This is a genomic window from Ensifer sp. LBL (assembly GCF_050435225.1).
Taxonomy (GTDB): Bacteria; Pseudomonadota; Alphaproteobacteria; order Rhizobiales; family Rhizobiaceae; genus Ensifer.
Genome location: NZ_JBNDJY010000002.1, coordinates 621653 through 636948 on the forward strand (window position 1 = coordinate 621653; position 15296 = coordinate 636948).

The 15296-nt window shown below is 64.1% G+C and carries 9 protein-coding genes; 5 read left to right on the forward strand and 4 right to left on the reverse strand.

Translation table 11 applies throughout. The features are described from left to right. Positions 1-135: 135 nt before the first annotated feature. The gene (locus tag OKW20_RS10150; protein WP_429171932.1) at positions 136-705 is read left to right on the forward strand and encodes a methylated-DNA--[protein]-cysteine S-methyltransferase; all 570 of its coding nucleotides are present in this window, start codon (positions 136-138) and stop codon (positions 703-705) included. Between the two features lie 99 nt (positions 706-804). Here the strand turns inward: OKW20_RS10150 and OKW20_RS10155 are convergent, their stop codons facing one another. The 4 genes from OKW20_RS10155 to OKW20_RS10170 all read right to left on the reverse strand — a co-directional run bounded on the left by OKW20_RS10155 (position 805) and on the right by OKW20_RS10170 (position 6933). Then, a complete protein-coding gene (locus tag OKW20_RS10155; protein ID WP_429171934.1) occupies positions 805-2070 on the reverse strand; it encodes an alkyl sulfatase dimerization domain-containing protein in 1266 nt (421 codons plus the stop codon). Positions 2071-2192: 122 nt separating this feature from the next. After that, entirely contained in the window at positions 2193-5249 is a 3057-nt protein-coding gene (locus OKW20_RS10160) for an AsmA family protein (protein WP_429171936.1), read from the reverse strand. A gap of 97 nt (positions 5250-5346) precedes the next feature. After that, positions 5347-6291 carry a DUF817 domain-containing protein gene (locus tag OKW20_RS10165; protein WP_429171938.1) on the reverse strand — a complete coding sequence of 315 codons (945 nt, stop codon included), beginning with the start codon at positions 6289-6291 and terminating at the stop codon, positions 5347-5349. A 159-nt stretch (positions 6292-6450) separates the two neighbouring features. After that, positions 6451-6933: a hypothetical protein gene (locus OKW20_RS10170; RefSeq protein WP_052202028.1), complete on the reverse strand. Its 483-nt coding sequence runs from the start codon at positions 6931-6933 to the stop codon at positions 6451-6453. 531 nt (positions 6934-7464) lie between these two features. Between OKW20_RS10170 and OKW20_RS10175 the strand changes: the two genes are divergently transcribed. The 4 genes from OKW20_RS10175 to OKW20_RS10190 all read left to right on the forward strand — a co-directional run bounded on the left by OKW20_RS10175 (position 7465) and on the right by OKW20_RS10190 (position 15213). Further along, positions 7465-9207 (forward strand): hypothetical protein, encoded by a 1743-nt coding sequence (locus OKW20_RS10175; RefSeq protein WP_429171940.1) that lies wholly within the window; start codon positions 7465-7467, stop codon positions 9205-9207. Between the two features lie 132 nt (positions 9208-9339). Continuing rightward, on the forward strand, positions 9340-11376 hold the full coding sequence (locus OKW20_RS10180) for a type I secretion protein (protein ID WP_429171942.1): 2037 nt from the start codon (positions 9340-9342) through the stop codon (positions 11374-11376). A gap of 21 nt (positions 11377-11397) precedes the next feature. Next, entirely contained in the window at positions 11398-13866 is a 2469-nt protein-coding gene (locus OKW20_RS10185; protein ID WP_429171944.1) for a type I secretion system permease/ATPase, read from the forward strand. A 6-nt stretch (positions 13867-13872) separates the two neighbouring features. Further along, positions 13873-15213 (forward strand): HlyD family type I secretion periplasmic adaptor subunit, encoded by a 1341-nt coding sequence (locus tag OKW20_RS10190; protein ID WP_192451246.1) that lies wholly within the window; start codon positions 13873-13875, stop codon positions 15211-15213. Positions 15214-15296: the final 83 nt, after the last annotated feature.

Genomic DNA, 15296 nt, shown 5'->3' on the forward strand with positions numbered 1-15296 from the left:
TGACGGCGCGGGGCGACGTGCCGCGGCTTCGGGCAATCTGTGCCAAAACGGCGGTCGCATAGGCAGGAAACGGGTTGAATTCGGCGGCGTCCTGCACGATTTCTAGGGAGAGGCGTACAAGTGGAGGCAAGGCCGATGGGCCAGGCGATGCATCGTTATTTCATCTTTGAGACCGCAGCCGGGTTCTGCGGCATCGCCTGGAACGATGTCGGCATCACGCGCTTTCAATTGCCGACCAGCACGCGAGATGCGACCGAACGGCTGTTGCTACGGCGGCTGCCTTCCGGCGAGGCATCGGAGCCGACGCCTGAAATAGAGGCGGCGGTGGAAGCCGTGCAGCGTTACTTCGAAGGCAGGGAGGTCGATTTCTCCGGCTTTGCGGTGGACCTGCAAGGTCAGGACGAGTTCTTCCTGCGTATCTACGCGGCCGCGCGGGCGCTGCGCTGGGGCCAGACCACCACCTATGGCGCCCTCGCCAAAGAATTGGGCGTCGGGCCGGAAGCGGCGCGCGATGTCGGCCAGGCCATGGCCAAGAACCCGGTATCGTTGATCATCCCCTGCCACCGGGTGCTGGCCGCTGGCGGCAAGATCGGCGGGTTTTCGGCGCCCGGCGGGTCGACCACCAAGACGCGCATGCTCGAACTGGAAGGCGTCCACCTCGAAGAGCAACAGCCAAAACCCGCACAGCAGTCCTTTGGCTTCTAGGTAAACTCTTTCAAGCGGGTGCCGCGTAAAGAGGCTTCACGCGACAGGTTTTAAGCTCTCGCTTTTATGGCGTTGTCGCAAATCGTTGCGCGGCATGCGTTAGTCTTTGGAGCGCTGCGCGGCCTCGCGTTCGTAGACCGCGAGGAAGGCCTTGCCCATCAGTGACTTCTCGTTCTCGATGCTCTGTCGCAGGACCGCCGCGCGGGTTGCCTGAATGGCCCGGTCGTCGGGTGCGGCTGCACTGGCGAATTCTATGAGCTGCACCGCGAGGCGGAAACGCCCTTCCTCCGATAGGCGCGCGGCCCGTTCTGCAAGCTTTTCGACGCCGCCGGCAAGAGCGGCCAGTTCCGATGCGAGATCGGCGGTCCGCGGCGGCTTGAGGTGGGCCGCGTCGCCATCGAACCAGCCGGCATAGAAGTGATAAATGCCGCGGACGAGGAATTCCGGGTCGTCGTATTTGGCTGCCAGATAGGGCTTGGCCAGATATGCATCCGGCACCTTTACCGCATGCAGGACTTCGTCGAGCGTCGCGCCCCTGTTGAGGAGCGCGAGCGTTTCGCGCACGAGATGCTCGAGCGCCTCTGCCCCGTCGCGCAGCATCTCGGCCGCGCGCTCTTCGCCAAAGACGACCGGACCGTGACCGGGAATGAGGACCGCCGGGGCGAGCGCCTCCATCCGCCGGAGTGCCGTCGCCCAATCGGCAGCATAACGCTGCACCTTGCGCGGATTGCCGGCGTTCGGAAACACCCAGATGACGAAATCGCCGCTCGCAAGGACGCGCCGTTCCGGCAGCCAGACGAATGTTGCGTCGTCCGTCTCGCCCCTGCCGTGAAAGAGTTCGATCCGCTCGCCGCCTACGGAGAGCGGCAGGGTGTCGTCAAAGACCACGTCCGGTCGCCGCTGGCCGATCGGATAGACGTAGCCCGGATTGTTGAACTGCTGGCTCTGCGCGATGCTGTTGTAGCCATGCGAGGCTTCGTAGCGCTCCATCCGCCGCTTCACGTTGCGGTGGGCGACGATCCGCGGCCGCGCCAGCCCGCGGGCATCCGCTTCCCGGTCGATATCCGTGATCCCGCTGGTATGGTCGATATGGCCATGGGTGAATATGACGGTGTGTATGGGGCTGTCGTCCCACGAGCGTATGACGTCGAGGGTCTGCTTTGCCGTTTCCGGCTTCGCGGTATCGATCAGGACCAGGCCTTCGCGCGTGCGGATGGCCGTCACGCTGCCGCAGAAATAGGTCGTATGGACGGTGATGATATCGTCGGCGACGTGCGTGATGGCGCCATGCGAGACCGCGGCGGTCCATTCTTCCATCGGAGCCGTGCCGTCCCAAAGACGCTCGAACAACGGGTCGTGTCTCATGATCTTTCTGTCCTTGCAGCAATCGCAGACAGCTTTAGCACCGCCGGCCGTAGTTGGAAGCCGGCACGTGCGGTCTTGTGGGCATGTTTCAGGCTTCGGGCTCCATCACCGGAGGCGCCCGCTCACTGAAGGAGCTTGAACAGCTTTCCCAAGGTGCTCTTGTCCTGTGCCGGTTGCTCGGCTTCTGCGGCGGGTTGCTGCTCAGGCTGCGGCGTTTCCGGCGATGGCTGTTCCGCAGCCGTGTCGGGCGGATTTTGCCCTTCGACAGGCGGTGCCGCCTCGGGCTCGGCGCTGCCACCGCCGATGATCTGCTCGATGGAGAGTTCTCGGCCTTCATCCTTCGGCTGTTTGCCGATCGCGCCACCGAGGATATCGCGAAGCTTTCCTCCCTTGCCTTCCCCGGACAGGAGTTCGTCGAGCCCCAGCTTGCCGGTCGGCAATCCGAGCTTCTTCAAGGTCGAAAGCGCGGCATCGGGGTTTTTCAGAAGGCCCGATAGGTCGGGATAGATACGCGGAGCGGCAAACGAGCCTTCGATGATGACGGGCACGCCGATGCCTTCCGTCGCGATATCGGCGCCCTGGCCCTGCAAGGATGCGACCACGCGTGGATCGAGCCGGAAGTTCAACTGGTCCTCCGGCAGGTTTGCCTCGCCCTTGCCGCTCATCCGCACGAGCGGGCCGACGAGCTTGATGTCGTCGGTGCGGGCAACGCCGTTCTCGATCGCGAAGGACGCCCCGAGTTCGGTAAAGCCGGTCGCCTTGTTGTCGTTCTGCTTGAAGCCGGACGACATCAGGCCGACGAGATTGTTGTAGACGTCGGCGACGTCGATCCCGCGAATGGCGCCGTCGGAGAAGCGCACCTGCGCCGTGCCCTTGAGCGCTCGCTTGAGCGCGCCCGTCGTGCCGCCGGCGCCTGCAATGTCGAACGTCGTCTGCAGCGCGCCTTCAAGGTGCTTGAAGTTCGCAAGGTCGGTCAGCAGCGGTGCGGCCGAAGCGCCGGAAATCGAGGCCTTGACCGCGATCGACGGCTCCATGCCGGAGCCGTCGGCGGTGAGGCTTGCGGCCACCTGGCCGCCATAGAAGGGGCTTTCGGGAATGTCGAGGTTTGCAATGCCCTCGGAGATCCTCAGGGAGGTTGCGACCGGCCCGGCGACGACGCGGCCGTAGCCGAGCTTCTCGGCATCGACCTTGATGGAGGCATCGATCGTGCGAAGTGCGGACAGGTCCAGCGGCGCATCCGGGGCAGGGCCTCCGCCCGCTTTGCCCTTGGCCTTTGCCTGCGGCGCTGCCGACGGTGCGCCGGCGAGCCGCGCGAGATCCAGTTCCTTGAAATGGAGCGCGCTTGAAATTTTGAGCGGGGTACCAAGTTCGACCGCGCCGTTGCCGCTTCCCTCGACCCCGTTGACCGAGAGCGTGGCCTTCTGGAACGCGACGCCGGCAGCGCTTGCCTGCACGTCGCCGTTGAAGGCGAATTGCCTAATGCCGCCCGCGTCGGCCTGGCCGATCCAGGCAAGAAGTGCTTGCAGGTCTGCGGCCGCGAAGTTCACCTTGCCGGCGTAGTTGCCTGCAAGCGCCGCCTTGCCGTCCAGCGCAAGCGTCGCCTCCTTCGTGCGCACATCGAGCTTCAGCGGGATGTCACCCGCGCGGGCGTTGGCATCCATCAGCAGGTCGCGGACCGGCAGCGTGAGGTCGATCTCGGCCGGTTTGCCGCGCCAGACGAGGCTGCCCGCAAGGCGCATCGGCTTGGCCAGGCCCTCGATCTTGAGGGCGAGCTTCTTTGCCTTCACCTCGGCCATGGCCGGATCGGCGATGCCGGGAATGACGATGGTCGCGTCGCGCAGGCTCGCGCCGCCGGTCACGTTGATCGTCTTGCGCACGGAGCTTGCGCTCAGTCCGCGGAACGCGAAGGCCGTGTCCATCGTCACGGTCCCCGTCAGCGGCACCGCTTGGCCGGCCAGAGCCGCGAGTTTGGAAACGTCGAGCCCGTTGCTGACGACGCGGCCCTGGAAAATCGGCTCGGCGGCGCTGACGTCGGCGGCAAGATCGGCGGCAACGCTACCGGCGTCGATGCCGAGATGCTCGAGCCGCCCGGTCAATTGTCCGTCCTTGAGCGTCGCCGTCAGCGTGACGTCGGATGCGGAAATGTCGCCGACGGCAAGGGCGCCGACATTGACGCTGATATCGGCGTCAAAGCCGGCCAGCGCCTGCAGGCCCGCTGCCGCCTTGGCCTCGTCCGTCCGGCCTGCCGGTTCCTCGGGCTGCGAGGAGGATGCGGCGGTCTCGCCGCCCTCGAGGAACGCGCTCAGGTCCAGCCGTTCGGCATTGAGGTCGGCGAGGAACCGCGGGCGGCTGCCCGGCACGAACAGCGCGTCGAGTCCGAGCGCTTCGTCGCCGATCGTAAGCTTGCCGCCGCGGATCTGGTAACCGCCATTGGCATTCAGCGCCACCTGGCCGCTGGCGGTCAGTTCGGTGAGCCCGGCCGCGAGCTGAGGCTCGGCCTGCAGAGAGAGGCTGAGTTCGGCGGGCTTGTGCTCGAGCAACGGACGCAATGGCGATACGGCAAGCGTCACCTCGTAGCGCCGGCCCTCGACGCCGGCGCCGGCCGAGAGCGACAATTCGCCATCGATATCCGGAACGGCGAGCGTAAGGTCGAGATCCTTGACGACTTCGACCGAACCGGCGGCGTCCTCCTGCCGCAGCGTTCCCTCGCTGATCGAGATCTTGTCGATGGCGCTTTTTTCGAGGAACGCCACGAGAGCGGCGAGCGGATCGCGTGTTTCGCCCGTGCTCGCCTGTCCCGCCTCGGCCCCCCCGTCTTGGGTGGCCGCTGCGGCCTCGGCCTTCGGCCGCAGCGCGACGACAGGGCGCACGAGCCTTACTTCCCTAACGTGCAGGCGCTCGGACCAGAGCGAGGAAAGCGTCACCGAGCCCGCGACTTCGCCAATCTCTGCGGTCAGGCCGTCCGCATCGAGCGAGACGTTTTCGGCCACCACCGCCAGGTGAGGGACGACGGAAAGCCTGACCGGGCCGTTGAGCGCGATCGCGCTGCCGGTCGCGTTCGAGAGTTGCCGCCCCAGTTCGGCGCGCATCCAGTCGCTCGAAACGAAGCTGGGCAGGATCATGACTGAAACGACAGCGAGGACGCCGAACGCCAGCAGGCAAAGAAAGAAACGCCGCATGTTTCCCCTCGTTGCGAAAGCGATTGATTCGGTATCGTTTTCCAGCGCGCGCCGTTTTGCAACTCCCGGGGCGATCCGGCCTCTCTCTAGGGTTGCGCTATCGCGCGACGACACCCTTTTCGGCGGCGGGTGAACCGCTCATCTCGGAGGCCTTCCTCTCGGCCACGGCGGCCGAAGCGACAACCGCACGCGGACGGTGCACGAGCGTGACGAGCACGAAGGACAGGATCATCAGCAGATACCAGGCGCCGAGCTTTTGCACGGAGACCAGCGTCCAGCCGGCATGCTGCGAGGGATAGATCCAGGCCCGCGACCATGTGCCGATGTTTTCGGCGAACCAGATGAAGAGGGCGACCAGCAGGAAGCCGAGAAGCAGCGGCATGCGGTGGCGAAAGCGAAAGACGCGATAGTGCACCGTGGTGCGAAGGAAGAGGATCGCGGTCAACCCGAAGAGCGCGTAGCGCAGGTCGATGATGTAGTGGTGGCTGAAGAAGTTGACGTAGATGGCAAAAGCCAAGAGCAGGGTGGCAAGGAGCGGCGGGTAGTTGCTGTAGCGCATGTCGAGAATACGGGTCACGCGCGCCAGGTAGGAGCCGACCGCGGCATACATGAAGCCCGAAAACAAAGGCACGCCGCCGATGCGAAAGAAGCTCGGTTCCGGATAGATCCAGGAGCCGACGGAGGTCTTGAAGATTTCCATCAGCGTGCCGACGATGTGGAAGATCAGAATGACCTTGGCCTCGGCCATCGTCTCGAGCTTGAAGACGAGCAGCGAGACCTGGATGGCGATGGCGCTCAGGAACAGGAAGTCGTAGCGGGCGAGACCACTGCCTTCGGGCCAGTAGAATTTCGTTGCCAGCATCAGGGCCAGCATGGCGCCGCCGAAAAGGCAGGCGAAGGCCTGCTTGATGCCGAACACCAGAAATTCGGTCAGGCCGCCAAGGAGGCCGCTTGCCGGAAGCCGGTCGAGCACGCCATGGGCCGCAGCGTCGATGCGCGCCTCAAGGCTCGTAAACCGCCTCTCCTCGGGCTTTCCAACCATCCGCATAGCTCCCGTTGCCGTCGCTCGTGCGATGGCCTGACAATGCGGTTGAATTGTGGATGGGTGGAAACCGGGCCGTGTGGGAGCGGCCGCGCGTCCGTCACCGCCTGCAGCCGGCAGGATGGCGACGGGCCCGCAATCAGTGCTCGTGGCGGTCGATCAGCGCGGGAAGGCGTAGCGGTCGACGATCGCCCAGATTTCCCGGTTGACCTCCTGCAGCTGCTCGATCACCTCGTTGATCCGCGCGATCTCTGCCTCGTTGATCTGCTCGATCTTGCCGTACTTGATCGTGTCCTTGCTGTCGAAGATCGCCATCAGCTGCGTGCTTGCCTGATCGCCGGTTTCGTCGAAGGAATAGATGCAGTGGCTGTACTTGTTGCGGAGCTTCGCCTGCCGGCCAAGCTGTTGGGTAATCGCCAGAATTTCCTGCCGCTGGGCGGCAGGCGTCTTTCCCATCTTGGTCAGCCGCTCGACGAGTTCGATACGGGCCCGCGTCGTGTTCAGCGTCAGGAAGATGACGATCGCGGTTTCCTTGTCGACCCGGGCGAGGCCGGCGATGAGGTAGATGAGCAAACTCTCCGTATTGGTCCACGTATAGTTGAGTTGTCCGATCAGAAGTAGGATCTCATGAAATCTTGCCATGGGCCCCTGCCAGCGCTTTTGTCCGTCAATGGACGAACGCTAGAATATCCCATTCTGGCGGCGAGTAAATTTGTTCCGGCAGGCGTCCTGCAGACCCTGAAACGCAACGCCCAGCCCTGTCGTCGGCTTGCCGCCGGCGGACGGTTGAGGGCCACATTTTACCTAACCCACGGGTGAAGACATTTCGCCGTCGCCGCTAGCCCGCGGTGGTTAGCCCGAACTGACAACTTACAATGTGTATCGGTTTTCGACAGACTCTCCAGCGCAACCGGCGAGCAGGACGCATCGGGCCTTATGGGGCTAGCACTGCATCGAATGGCAAAATGCCCTTTAGGGAACCTGATCCGGTCCTCTCGACCCAATAGGGGAGAGGCAGCCAGAAGAAAGCAATCGAAATATCGGCATGTGGGCGCTGCGGCGTCCAGGAGGAACCATTTTCATTAAGTTCAACATGTAGCCCGCGCATGGCCCAAATCCGCGTATGAGAAGAATGCGGCTCGGCTGTCGCGGCCTCAACTTGAGGTGATCGTTATGAGCAAGGACAAAAATATCCTGTGGCCATGGGATGACAGCCAGTCTCAAGATCAAGACCAGGATCAAGGGCAAGGCCAGGGTCAAGGACAATTGCAGGCGGAGCTGCAGGGCCAGCTTCAGGGACAGGGACAAGGCCAGGGCCAGGGGCAAGACCAGGGACAGGGCCAGGATCAAGGGCAGGGCCAGGACCAGGGACAATCGCAATACAGCGAGTCCTACAATGGCAACCTGAACGGCAACGGAAACCTGAATGGCAACGGCAACGCCAATGCCAACGGTAACGGCAACCTGAACGGTAACGGCAATGCCAACCTGAACGGCAACGGCAACGCCAACCTCAACGGTAACGGCAACGCCAATCTCAATGCCAACCTCAACGAAAACAGCACCCATGTCGACGTCGACAGCAAGACGACGGTCGATGTGGACGTCGATCTTGACTTGAGCGGCTACAAGCCGTCGGACGACGACTTCGCCGATATCGACAACTCCTCGATCCACGGCATGGCGAACACGAGCTTCAAGGACATCCTGAACGGCTCGATGAACGGCAACAGCAACGTTGCCAACGTGTTCAGCCAGAACGCCATCATGTCGGATGACGACAGCGCCTCGGACATCAACAACAGCGGTACGCTCAACCAGAACGGCAACGCCAATGCCGGCGACGCCCGCTCGGGCGATGGCATCAAGGCCGGCGCCGATGGCGGCGAGGGCGGCAGCAAGGCCTATGCCAACGGCGGTGACGGCGGCGATGGCGGCCACTCGATCGGCGGCTTCGCGGGTGCTGGCGACGGTGACGGCGGCGATTCCACCAACAATGCCGATGCGACCGGCGGTGCCGGGCTTGGCGGTATTGCTGCCAGCGTTGGCGTCGGTGCCGACGGCAGCAGCGGTGACGCAAATGGCGGTTCGGCCACGGCAGGTGCCGGCGGTGCCGGCGGTGCCGGGCTCGGTGTTGGCCTCGGCCTCGGTGTCGGCCTTGGTGTCGGCGCGGGTGTCGGTGGCGACGGCGGCAGCAACGGTGCCGGCAATGGCGGTGAAACGGGCGCGGTCACGAGCGGCCCGGCAGGCGCCTCGGACGGCGGTGACGGCGGTGACGCCGGTGGCTTCGTCCTGCCGATCCTGAACCTTGGTGGCGACGGTGGCGACAGCCTCGGCGGCAACAGCGTGGCGGTTGGCGATACCAGCGGTGCCAATGGCGGCGATGCCGGTGACGCCGGTGATGGTGGCGACGGCTTTGGTGCCGGTCTTGGTGCAGGTGCCGGCTTCGGCGCCGGTGCGGGCGTCGGTGGCGCCGGCGGCGGCGGTGGCGATGCCTATGCCGGCGGTGGGGCCAGCGGTGACGGCTATGGTGGCGACGGCACCGGCGGTGCTGCAACCGGTGGTGCGGGCCTTGGCGGCCTTGCTCTCACGGGTTCGTGGGCAGGCGGCGGCGACGGTGGCGATGCCTATGGTGGCCATTCATTCGGTGGTGCCGCGGGCGACGGCGGTGCTGGCGGCTTCGCAACGAACGGCGATGGCGGTGCTGGTGGCAGCGCCGGCATGTGGGGCTCGTACAATGGTGACGACAGCTTCGTCGAAGGGCTCTCCTCGGCGTCGGCCGATGCCGTCATCGACACGAACGCCTTCAACCAACAGATCGTGCTTGGTGCGAACCTGCAGGGCAACACGATCGACATGACGGTTGTTGGTGGGGACTTCACGACCACTGCGGTCGGCGACGACGACAACACCTGATCACGAGGTGATGCCGAACCGCATGCCGCGGACATCGGCATTGAATTGGACTGCGCGGGGAGCCTCTCGCGCAGTCCGGCATGACCCGCCATGCCAGAGGGGACTGCCGGTTACAAGAAGGAGGCCCTGACCTTGTATTCCGCAAAGATCACCGAGGCCATTGCCCATTTCATCGGTCTTTTCGAGCTCTCGGCCGAAGAGGCCCGTCTGCGTGAAATCCACGAGAAATTCGATCCGGATCGCGAGGTCCACAAGGACCCGAAGGAACTCTCGTCCGCGCCGGTCAAGGTGCACGCACCCTACGATCTCGACGATTTCAACCCCGACGTCCCGTACAAACCGGTCGGACCGGACATCTTCATGCCGATACCGGACGGCTATGCCGGAGTGTCTTTGCCGGAATATCCTATTTTTGGCGGTTCCTTTGGCCGCGCCAGCACGGAAGCCTTCCTGCAGGGCGGATCGCCGAGATCGGCGGCGCAGGTGGTCGAGCCGCACATCAATCCGCCGGGTTCGGTCGTGGTCTACAGCAACCAGATCGCCGAACTCTCGGACAACGACTTCGTCAGCGTCGGCGGGCATGGATTGACGTCCAGCCTGCAGATCGACAACAGCGCAACGATGGCCGAACTCATCGATGCGGCCCAGCAGATTTCGCTGTTCGGCGACACCGATGTCGCTGGCTCCAGCGATGCGATCGCCAGCTTGGTAACGAACGCGGCTGAAAGGCTCGATGCCTATGCGGCCAGCGGCGAGGCAGAGGCCGAGGGGATGACCGTCAGCCATTTCGTCGCCAAGGCAAGCGCGCTCGAAGGCATCTATGTGAATGGCGTGATCGTCGAGGAAGCGCCGGTTCTCAAGGATCATCTGCCGGGCGCGGACGAGGCCACCGAGACACCGGACGAGCCTGCACTTACCAACGGGCCGGTCGAGGTCAGCGGCGGCGTCGCGTACGGGGAAGGCACCGTTTCGATCAACAGTTCGGTCGAACTGGAGACCGGCAGCAACACGCTGGTCAACTCCGTCGTGATCACCAGCAACTGGCTTCAGGCGGACGTGCTGGCTGTGGCCGGCGACCATGTCGCGCTCAACGCGATCGTGCAGGTCAACGCCTATTACGACAGCGACCTCGTCAGTTCGGCGCTCAGCGGCGGCAGTCCCGAGCAGGCCGCCACCCAGGCGTTCAACATCGCGATGTTCAAGCATGTCGAGCCGGCGCAGGAACCAGCCCATGCGGAAACCGGGGACTTCCCCAAGGCCTGGGCCATCACCGAGGTCAAGGGCGACCTGATGATGGTGAACTGGTTGCAGCAGTTTACCTTCATGTCGGACCAGGACACGGCGATCCTTTCGGCTTCGGGCTCAAAGCTCTCGATCGTCGCCGGCGACAACACCGCCGCCAACGAGGTGTCGCTGCTTGAACTGGGATACCGCTTCGACCTGATCTTTGTCGGCGGAAGCGTCTTCGACGCCAACATCATCCAGCAGACGAACATTCTGCTCGACAATGATCTGATTGGTGCCGTCGGCGGATTCCACACCAGCGGGGCCGGGTCGGTCTCGACTGGCGGAAACCTGCTTTGGAACTATGCCGGCATCGTCGAGGCCGGTCGTGCAGGCCCGGTCAATCCGATGTCGGACGGTTACCTGTCGGCGCTGCAGGACCTGTCGGAAGGCAAGAAGCCGTCGGGCGACGATTTTCTGCACGATCCCGCCTTTGCCGGGCTCCATGGCCTGCGGGTGCTCTACATTTCCGGCGATCTCATTAGCCTCAACTATATCCAGCAGACCAACATCCTCGGTGACAGCGATCAGGTGACCCTGGCGATGAACGCGCTCGAAGCGCGCCCGGATGCGGACTGGACCATTTCCACCGGCTCGAACGCCCTGTTGAACTATGCCGGGATCGTCGATGTCGATACCGGCAAGACCATCTATGCCGGCGGCGGCGCCTATTCGGACGAGGTGCTCATCCAGGCGGAGCTGGTCAGGAACGATCCCTATCTCGGAAGCCAGAACCCGGATGCGCTCGTCAGCGAGGCGGTCATCTTTCTCGGCGACGACATGCTCACGCCGGATTCCGGCCACCAGCCGCAGGACCAGATCTCGCCGAACCAGCACAGCATCGACACGGCCAGCGCAGACCCCATGCACAGCATGGTCGCCTGATGGGAGTGCGGGAGGATAATCATGACCGACCGCACCAATCCGTCTCGGCCGGCGCCCGCCGAAACCGGCGGCGATGCCGCTTCGCGCGTGGAGGAAAAGGAAACACGGTCGGAAACGTCCCGCGCCGATGCCGCGCGGCGGCAGTTTCTTCGCAAGCTCAATCATCAAGAACACGTTCTCAATCGTGCCGTTAGGGAGATCGACGGAGTGGCGGACCAGATAAGAAGAGTGGCGGCAACCGACGCCGGCGACAACGGCAATTGGAGCATTTCACCCGCGGGCTCGGGTGTCGCTGCAAGGCCGATACAGGCGGCGACCACCGTACCCGGCGTCGCGCCGGTGCGTGCTGCAGCGGCCGCGCCGATGGGGATCGCCGAGGCGGTGACGCCGCAGGCGCCCCAGACGGTAACGCCACCGGCAGGCGCCGCGGAGACAGGCAACGTCATGCAGCGGCCCTGGCCGCCGAAGACCGAGCCGGTGGCGCGCGTCGAGATCCAGCCCGCTCCGCGCGACGAAGGGCCGGGCGAGCGCCGACCGATGCAGGAGGAACGGAGGCCGGAACCGCGCATCGAAAAGCCGGCGGAGAAACCGGTCGTCTGGCCGACGGCGGAGATGAAGGAGAGATATTCGCCGTCGGGCATGGTGGTGATCGAAGCCGATCGCGGACCGATCAAGGTCGAGGCCCGTTCGCCCGACAAGGGTGGCGGATCGTCCGACGGCAAGGGCGGCGGCGGTGGCGGCGGAGGGGGCGCCTTTCACAAACGCCTCGGACCGGTCGATTTCTCCGCCAGCCTCAGGGCCGGCATCAAGGCCATCCGGCAGAACCTGATGATCGTCATGGTGTTCACGATCGCCACAAACGTGCTCGTGCTTGCGATACCGGTCTATCTGTTCCAGATATCCGACCGGGTGCTGACCAGCCGCTCGATCGACACCTTGATGATGCTGACGGCGCTGATCGTCGGCGCCGTGGTGCTGCAGACGGTCTTCGACGGCATTCGCCGCATGATCCTCATGCGAACGGCGGTAGAGGTCGCCGCCCAGCTCGGTGCGCCGATCCTGAGTGCGGCGGCAAGAGCCGCACTCCACAGCAACGGGCGCGAATACCAGACGCTCGGCGATCTGCAGCAATTGCGCTCGTTCCTGGTGTCGGGAACCTTGCTTTCCTTCCTCGATGCACCGATCGCGCCGTTCTTCCTGGTGGCGGTCTTCCTCATCCATCCGCATCTTGGCGCCATCGTCGTCACCTCGGCCGTCCTGCTTTTGATCGTTACGCTGCTCAACCAGCGCGCGACGGCCGCCGGCTTCGGCGAGGCCACCAACTACCAGACCAAGGCAAACCTGCATCTCGATTCCATGTCGCGCAATTCGCAGATCATCAATGCGCTGGCGATGATCCCTGAGGCCGTGCACATCTGGGGCAAGGACATGGCCGGCTCGCTCAAGGCCCAGGTTCTGGCGCAGGATCGCAATATCGCCTTTGCCTCTCTTTCCAAGGCGGTGCGGTTGCTGACGCAGGTAACGATGCTTGGCTGGGGCGCCAATCTTGCGCTTCACGGCCACCTGACGGGCGGCATGGTGATTTCGGCATCGATCATCGCCGGCCGTGCGCTCGGCCCGATCGAGGCGGCGATCGAAGGCTGGCACCAGGTGATCCAGGCGCGCGCCGCCTATGGGCGCATCACCTCGCTGTTGCAGACATCGCCGCTGAACTTCGAGCGGCTGAAGCTGCCGCGACCCGAAGGACGCCTCGATGTCGAGCGCCTGCTTTTCGTCCCGCAGGGCACAAAGCGCGTGGTGCTCAACGGCATCACCTTTGCGCTGGAGCCGGGCGACTCGCTCGCGGTCATCGGCAGTTCCGGCGCCGGCAAGACGACGCTCGGCAAGATGCTCGTCGGCTCCATCCTGCCGACGTCGGGCAACGTGCGGCTCGATCTCATGGATCTCAGAAACTGGGACCAGCGGCAGTTCGGCGAAAGCATCGGCTACCTGCCGCAGGACGTGCAGCTGTTCCCCGGCACGATCAAGGCCAACATCGCCCGCATGCGCGAGGATGCCACGGACGCCGACATTTACGCCGCCGCCAAGCTTGCCGACGTGCACGACATGATCGCCACGTTGCCGCACGGGTATGAGACCGTGGTGGCGGCCGACGGCTCGCCGCTTTCGGGCGGCCAGAAGCAGCGCGTGGCGCTCGCCCGCGCCTTCTTCGGCAATCCGCGCATGGTCGTGCTCGACGAGCCCAATTCCAATCTCGACACTGCCGGCGAGGCGGCGCTGACGCGGGCGCTGAGCCATGCCAAGCGCGAGAAGATCACCGTCGTCACCATCACCCAGCGGCCCGCACTGCTCAACAGCGTCGACAAGGTCCTGTTGCTCGTCAACGGCACCGTGGCGCTCTTCGGCATGCGCCAGGACGTGCTCAAGGCACTTGCGTCGCGAGGCGTGAATACCGAAGGCAATCCGCTCGAACAAAACCAGCTTCCGTAGGCGATCATGAGCGATATGGCCAAAGTACAGGATCTGACCTGGTACGCGGAGGTTCCGCGTTCGATCTGGCGGCATACGATGATCGGCATGGTGCTGATCGTCGTCACCTTCGGCGGTTTCGGGCTGTGGGCCTTCACCGCGCCGCTGGCGGCGGCCGTCATCGCCCAGGGAAGCTTCGTTGCGACCGGACAGAACAAGGTGATCCAGCATTTCGAGGGCGGGATCATCAAGGAAATCCTGGTCAACGAGGGCGACCATGTCACCGCCGACCAGCCGTTGATCCGGCTGGACGAGACGGCGGCGCTTGCCAACGAACGGCAGTTCTTTTTGAGACGGGCAAGGCTCGAGGCAATCGTCGCCCGGCTCAATGCGCAGGCCAACGGCCTAAAGGAAGTGGCGCTGCCGACGGTCCTCACCGAGAACCTGAAGGACGATCCGGAGATCGTGCCGATCGTCCAGAGCCAGCAGCTCAACTTTAAAACCTGGAGAAGCAAGCTCGACAGCGACATCGGTCTTTTGAAGCGAAACATCGAGAGCCTCGAGTTCCGGTCCGAAGGTTTCGAGGAACAACTGAAGTCTGTCCGTGAGCAACGGACATTGCTCGAGGAGGAATATATCGGCAAGAAGACGCTGCTCGCCAAGGACCTGATCCGCAAGACGGAAATCAAGAGCATCCAGCGGGCGATCGCCGATGCCGAGGGGCAGATCGGCCGGCTGATGTCCGAAGTCTCCGAGACCGGTGCTCAGATCCTGAAACAGCAGCAGCAGGTCAACCAGACCGAGGAGAGCTACCGCGAGGCAGCACTCGACGAGTTGCAGAAGGCCGAAGCTGAGTTGGACACGGTGCGCGAGCAACTGCGTGGTGCCACCAATGTTCTGCGCCGCGCGACGATCAATGCGCCGGTGACCGGCACGGTCATCCGGATGCATTTCCATACCTCCGGCGGCGTCATCGAGAGCGGCAAGCCGATCATGGAAATCCTGCCGGCCGACGTGCCACTCATCATCGAGGCACAGGTGCTGCGCACCGACGTCGACAATATCCGGGTGGGCGAAAAGGCGACGGTGCGGCTGACCGCGCTCAACCAGCGCACGACGCCGGTTCTCAACGGGCAGGTCTTCTACGTCTCGGCGGACGCATTGCCGGTACAGACGCAGGAAGGCACGCGCGAGGTCTATCTGGCGCGCGTCAACCTGCCGGCAAGCGAGCTTGCGAGGGTTCACAATTTCGTCGTGACCCCCGGCATGCCGGCGGAAATCCTGATCCAGACGGCGGAGCGGACCTTCTTCGATTATCTCACCAAGCCGATCCGCGACAGCATGGCACGCGCCTTCATGGAAAACTGATCGTTTCGACCGGCGGCAGCACCTGCGGTGTCGCAGTGGGGGCGGCGTGAAACCCGTTTCCGCCCGCCTGCGCGTCGCCTGAC